We start from the raw sequence: 5975 nt of genomic DNA, 5'->3' as shown, positions 1-5975 counted from the left end.
TGGCCGGCATCTATGCCCAGGTGCTGGGCGTGGAACGGGTCGGCATCGACGACTCCTTCTTCGACCTGGGCGGGGACAGCATCTTGTCGATGCAGGTCGTGGCCCGGGCGCGGGCGGCCGGCGTGATGTTCCGCCCGCGCGACATCTTCGTCGAGCAGACGGTGGCGCGACTGGCCCGGGTGGCGGGGGTGTCCACCGACGACGACGCGGTCGACGAGGGTCTCGGCGAGGCCGTCGCCACACCGATCATGCGCTGGCTGCAGCGGCTCGACGGGCCGGTCGACGAGTTCAACCAGACCATGCTGGTGCAGGCCCCCGCCGGCGTCACCCGTGACGACCTGACGGTGCTCCTGCAGGCCTTGATCGACCGGCACCCGATGTTGCGGCTGCGCGTCGACGACGACGGTGCGGGCGGCTGGTCGCTGGAGGTGCCCGAGCCCGGCGCGGTCGACGCCCGCGGATGCCTGCACACCGTCGACGCGTTGTCCGAACACGCTCTGGTGGCGGCGCGCTCGCACCTGAACCCGGCTGCGGGGGTGATGCTGCGTGCGGTATGGGCGGAGGGCACCGGGCGGTTGGCGTTGATCGTCCACCACCTGGCCGTCGACGGAGTTTCGTGGCGAATCCTGTTGGAGGACTTGAACATCGCGTGGGTCCAGCAGCGCGGCGGCCTACCGGTGGTGCTGGCCCCCGGGGGCACGTCGTTCGCCAGGTGGTCCGCGCTGGTGGCCGAGCATGCCCGGCGCCCCGAGGTCGTCCGCATGGCGGACGCCTGGCGGCAGGTGGCGGCGATCCCGGCCGCGTTGCCGGCGGTACGCCCGGAGCTCGACACCTATCGGACGGCGCAGCACCTGTCGGTGTCGCTCGATACCGAGACCACTCGCATGTTGTTGGGGGCAGTGCCGGCGGCGTTCCACGCCGGTGTCCAGGATATTTTGCTGGTCGCCTTCGGGTTGGCGATCAACGAATTCCTGGGCACCGGCGCGCCGCTTTCCATCGACGTCGAGGGCCATGGCCGCGACGAAGACGTGGGCCCGCGCGTCGACCTGTCGCGCACGGTGGGCTGGTTCACCGCCAAATACCCGGTCGCGTTGAGCCTCGGTAAGCCACCCTGGGACAGGGTCACCGCCGGTGCGGCCGAGCTGGGGGCGCTCATCAAGGATGCCAAGGAGCAGTTGCGCGCCTTGCCAGATGGGCTGACGTACGGACTGCTGCGCTACCTGAATCCCGATGTGGCCCTTGAAGACCCGGACCCGGCGATCGGGTTCAACTACCTAGGGCGACTGGGCGGCACGGCGGAGCTGTCGGACGACCTGTGGCGCCCGGATCAGGACGGCCTGTCGTTGACCGCCGCGACCGCGGCGCTGCCGGTGCCCTTGGGGCACACGCTGGAGCTGAACGCCGGCGCCGTGGAAACGACGAAAGGTCCTCGCCTGCATGCCAATTGGACGTGGGCACCCTCGGCCCTGGAGCACTGGCAGGTCCGCAGGCTGAGCCAGCTGTGGTGCGCCGCCCTGGCCGGCATCTGCGCGCACGTGCGAAACGGCGGGGGCGGACTGACCCCGTCGGACGTCGCCCCGGCGCGGCTGACCCAGCAGCAGATCGACGAGCTGTGCCGGGACCACCCGATCGCCGACGTGTTGCCGCTGACCCCGCTGCAGCAGGGACTGCTTTTCCATGCCAACTCCGGGCTGGACCCCGGCGACGACGTGTACGCGGTGCAACTCGACATCACCGTGTGCGGCCCCCTCGACCCGCATCGCCTGCGCGAGGCGGTGCAGACGGTGGTGAACCGGCACCCCAACTTGGTGGCCCGGTTCAGCGAAAAGTTCGACGAGCCGGTGCAGATCATCCCGGCCGACCCCACCATCGCGTGGCGCTACCTCCAGCTCGACGCCGACGACCCCGCTCCCGACCAGCTGGTCGAGCGGCTGTGCATCGCCGAGCGCGCCGCCGTGTGCGACCTGGCGGGCCGCCCGGCGTTTCGGGCGGCGCTGGTCCGCACCACCAAAGACCGGCACCGCTTTGTGCTGACCGTCCACCACATCGTGATGGACGGCTGGTCGCTGCCGGTCGTGCTCCAGGAGATCTTCCTCGCCTACTACCGGGAGCGGCTGCCGGCCGCGGCGCCGTACCGCAGCTACCTCACCTGGCTCGCGACCCGCGACCTGGACGCCGCCCGCGGGGCGTGGCGCCAGGTGCTCGACGGGTTCGACACCCCGACGCTGGTGCGCGCGCCCGGGCGGGCGGGGCGTCGGGACGTCGCAACCTCCGCGGTGCCTGCGGACACCACGCGCGCACTGAGCGCGCTGGCCCGCTCGTCCCACACGACCGTCAGCACCGTGCTGCAGGCCGCGTGGGCGCAGCTGCTGGCCTGGCTGACCGGTGAGGACGACGTGGTGTTCGGCGCCGTCGTCTCGGGACGGCCGGCCGAGGTGCCCGGCTCCGAAACGATGGTGGGCCTCCTGATCAACACGGTTCCGGTACGGGCCACCATCGACGCGACAACCACGGTCGCCGGACTGCTCGACCAGTTGCGCCGCGCCCACAATCACACCCTCGAACACGAGCACCTCGCGCTGCCCGAAATCCACCGCGCGGCCGGCCACGAGCAGCTGTTCGACACCTTGTTCGTGTACGAGAACTATCCGATCGACACCGCCGCGCTGGCGGGCGCACACGAAGTCGCCATCACCGAATTCGTCAGCCGCGAGTTCAACCACTATCCCCTCTCGGTGCAAGCGGTGCCGGGCGAGGAACTGGGCCTGCGAATCGAATTCGACACCGACGTCTTCGACGCAGCCGGCATCGAGGCGCTCGTGGAGCGGTTCCGCCGCGTGCTGGCGGCCATGACCGCCGACCCCACTCGCCTGTTGTCGGCGATCGACGCGCTCGAGGAGTCCGAGCACACCCACCTCGTCGAGTGGGGGAACCGCGCCGTCCTCACCGAACCCGCTGCCGGGCTGTCGATTCCGGACCTGTTCGCCGCGCACGTGGCCCGCACACCGGAGGCGATCGCGCTGAGCTGCGACGACCGCCACCTGAGCTACCGGCAGCTGGACGAGGCGGCGAATCGCCTGGCGAACCTGCTGGCCGGCCTCGGTGCGGGCCCCGGTGCCTTTGTGGCGCTGATGTTCTCGCGATCCGCCGATGCGGTCACGGCGGTCCTGGCCGTGCTCAAGACGGGTGCGGCGTATGTGCCGATCGACCCGGGCCTGCCCGCGGCGCGGGTCGAGTTCATGATTGCCGACACCGCGCCGATCGTCGCGGTCACCACCGCCGAGCTGCGATCCCGGTTGGACGGGTTCGACGTGGCGGTCATCGACGTCCACCAATCATCCGTGCACACCCAACCCGCCACCGCGTTGCCGGCGCCGGACCCCGAGGACATCGCGTACGTCATCTACACGTCGGGCACGACCGGCGTCCCCAAAGGGGTGGCGGTCACCCACCAGAACGTCACCCAGCTGATGGCGTCGCTGCATGCGCCCCTGCCGGGGGCGGCCGCCTGGTCGCAGTCTCACTCCCTGGCCTTCGACGTGTCGGTCCAGGAGATTTTCGGCGCGCTGCTGGACGGGGGCCGGCTGGTCCTAGTGCCCGAGCCGGTGGCGACGTCGCCGGAAGAGCTGCGCGCGTTGCTGATTCGTGAACGGGTCAACGTCTTGAGCCAAACCCCGTCCGAGGCGGGTGCCCTGTCGACCGAGGGGCTCGACGGGGTGGCCCTGGTGATCGGCGGTGAGCCCTGTCCGGCAGAGCTGGTCGATCGGTGGGCGCCGGGCCGGGTGGTGGTCAACGCCTACGGCCCGACCGAGACGACGGTGGACGCGGCGCTCAGCGCGCCGCTGGCCCCCGGAGCGGGGGCGCCGATCGGGTCACCGGTGTCCGGCGCCGCGTTGGTGGTGTTGGACAAGTGGTTGCGGCCGGTGCCGGCCGGCGTGGTCGGGGAATTGTATGTCGCCGGCCGCGGCGTGGCGTGCGGCTACCTGGGCCGGTCCGGCTTGACGGCGTCGCGCTTCGTGGCGTGCCCGTTCGGCGGGACCGGGGCGCGCATGTATCGCACCGGGGACCTGGTGCGCTGGGACACCGACGGGCAACTGCGGTACGTGCGGCGCGCCGACGAGCAGGTCAAGATCCGCGGCTACCGCATCGAGCTCGGCGAAATCACCACCGCGCTCTTGGCTTTCGACGGTGTGCGGCAGGCGGCGGTGATCGCCCGCGCGGGCCGCCTGGTGGGCTACGTGACCGGCACGGCCGACCCGGCCGGCATTCGCGCCGCGCTGGCCGAGCGGTTGCCGGCCTACATGGTGCCCGCCGCGATCGTCGCCGTGGACGCGATCCCGTTGACGGTCAACGGCAAACTCGACACCCGGGCGCTGCCCGCACCCGAATACCACGACACCGATGCTTACCGTGCCCCGGCGACCCCGGTCGAGGGCATCCTGGCCGAGATCTACGCCCGCGTATTGGGCTTGGCGCGGGTGGGGGTCGAGGAGTCATTCTTCGACCTGGGTGGCGATTCGCTCGCGGCGATGCGCCTGGTCGCCGCCGTCAACGCGGGCCTTCACGCTCACCTGTCGGTGCGGGCGGTGTTCGAGGCGCCCACGGTTCGCCGATTGGCGCCGCTCCTCGGCAAGGGCGGTGGTGCGCCGGCGCGCGTGGTGGCGGGCGCGCGTCCGGCGTTGCTGCCCCTGTCGTTCGCCCAGTCCCGGTTGTGGTTCATCGACCAGCTGCACGGGCCGTCGCCGGTCTACAACATGGCCGCCGCGCTACGGCTGCGCGGACACCTGGACGTCGACGCGTTGGGCGCCGCGCTCGGCGACGTGCTGGACCGCCACGAAAGCCTGCGCACGGTGTTCGCCGCGGCCGATGGGACACCGCACCAGGCGATCCTGCCCCCGGAGCGCGCCGACGCCGACGTGGTCGACGCCACCGGATGGTCTGCGGCGCGGTTGCGGGAGGCCGTCGACGCGGTCGCGGGCCGCCCGTTCGACCTGGCCAACGAGAGTCCGCTGCGGGCAACGCTTTTCAGGACGGACGAGGACGAACATGTGCTGGTCGCCGTGGTGCACCACATCGCCGCCGACGGCTGGTCGCTCGCCCCGCTGGTGCGGGACCTCGGCGTGGCCTACGCCAGCCGGTGCGCGGGCAGGGCGCCCGGATGGGCACCCTTAGCGGTCCAGTACGCCGACTACGCGCTGTGGCAGCGCGCCCAGCTGGGCGATCTCGACGACCCGGACAGCCCGATCGCCGGGCAGCTGGACTACTGGCGGGCCGCACTGGCCGGACTGCCCGAGCGCCTGGAGTTGCCCACCGACCGGCCGTATCCGCCGGTTGCCGATTACCGCGGGGCCAGCGTCGGCGTCGAGTGGCCGGCCGCGCTGCAGGACCGGGTGCGCGAGGCGGCCCGCACCCACGACGCGACCAGTTTCATGGTGCTCCAGGCCGCCCTCGCGGTGCTGCTCGCGAAGCTCTCCACGAGTTCCGATGTGGCCGTGGGCTTCCCGATAGCCGGACGCCCCGACCCCGCACTCGATGACGTCGTGGGCTTTTTCGCCAACACGTTGGTGCTGCGGGTCGATCTGGCCGGCGATCCCACGGTGGCCGAACTGTTGACCCAGGTGCGTCGGCGCAGCCTGGAAGCCTACGAGCACCAGGACGTGCCCTTCGAGGTGCTCGTGGAAAGGCTCAACCCCGCCCGCAGCCTGGGACACCACCCCCTGGTGCAGGTGATGTTGGCCTGGCAGAACAACGACGCGGCCGAACTGAACCTGGGCGACCTGCAGGTCACCGCGCTGCCGGTGGACACCCGCACGGCCCGCACCGACCTGCTGTTCTCCCTGGCCGAACGCTGGACGGCGGACGGCCGGTCCGCCGGGATCGGTGGTGCGGTGGAATTCCGCACCGACGTGTTCGATACCGCCAGTGTCACAACGCTTGTCGCACGTCTCGAGCGCGTAGTGGCCGCCCTCACCGCC

General features: G+C 71.3%; 1 protein-coding gene. It reads left to right on the top strand.

What is annotated here, in order from left to right; all coding sequences use genetic code 11:
* Positions 1-5975 (top strand): non-ribosomal peptide synthetase (locus A5704_RS04030; RefSeq protein WP_156737605.1); only part of this gene is annotated, 5975 nt, incomplete at both ends.

It is taken from the genome of Mycobacterium sp. E735 (assembly GCF_001666955.1).
Classification (GTDB): Bacteria; Actinomycetota; Actinomycetes; order Mycobacteriales; family Mycobacteriaceae; genus Mycobacterium.
The sequence above is the reverse complement of the archived record's forward strand: the minus strand, read 5'-3'. Positions and strand labels throughout refer to the sequence as shown.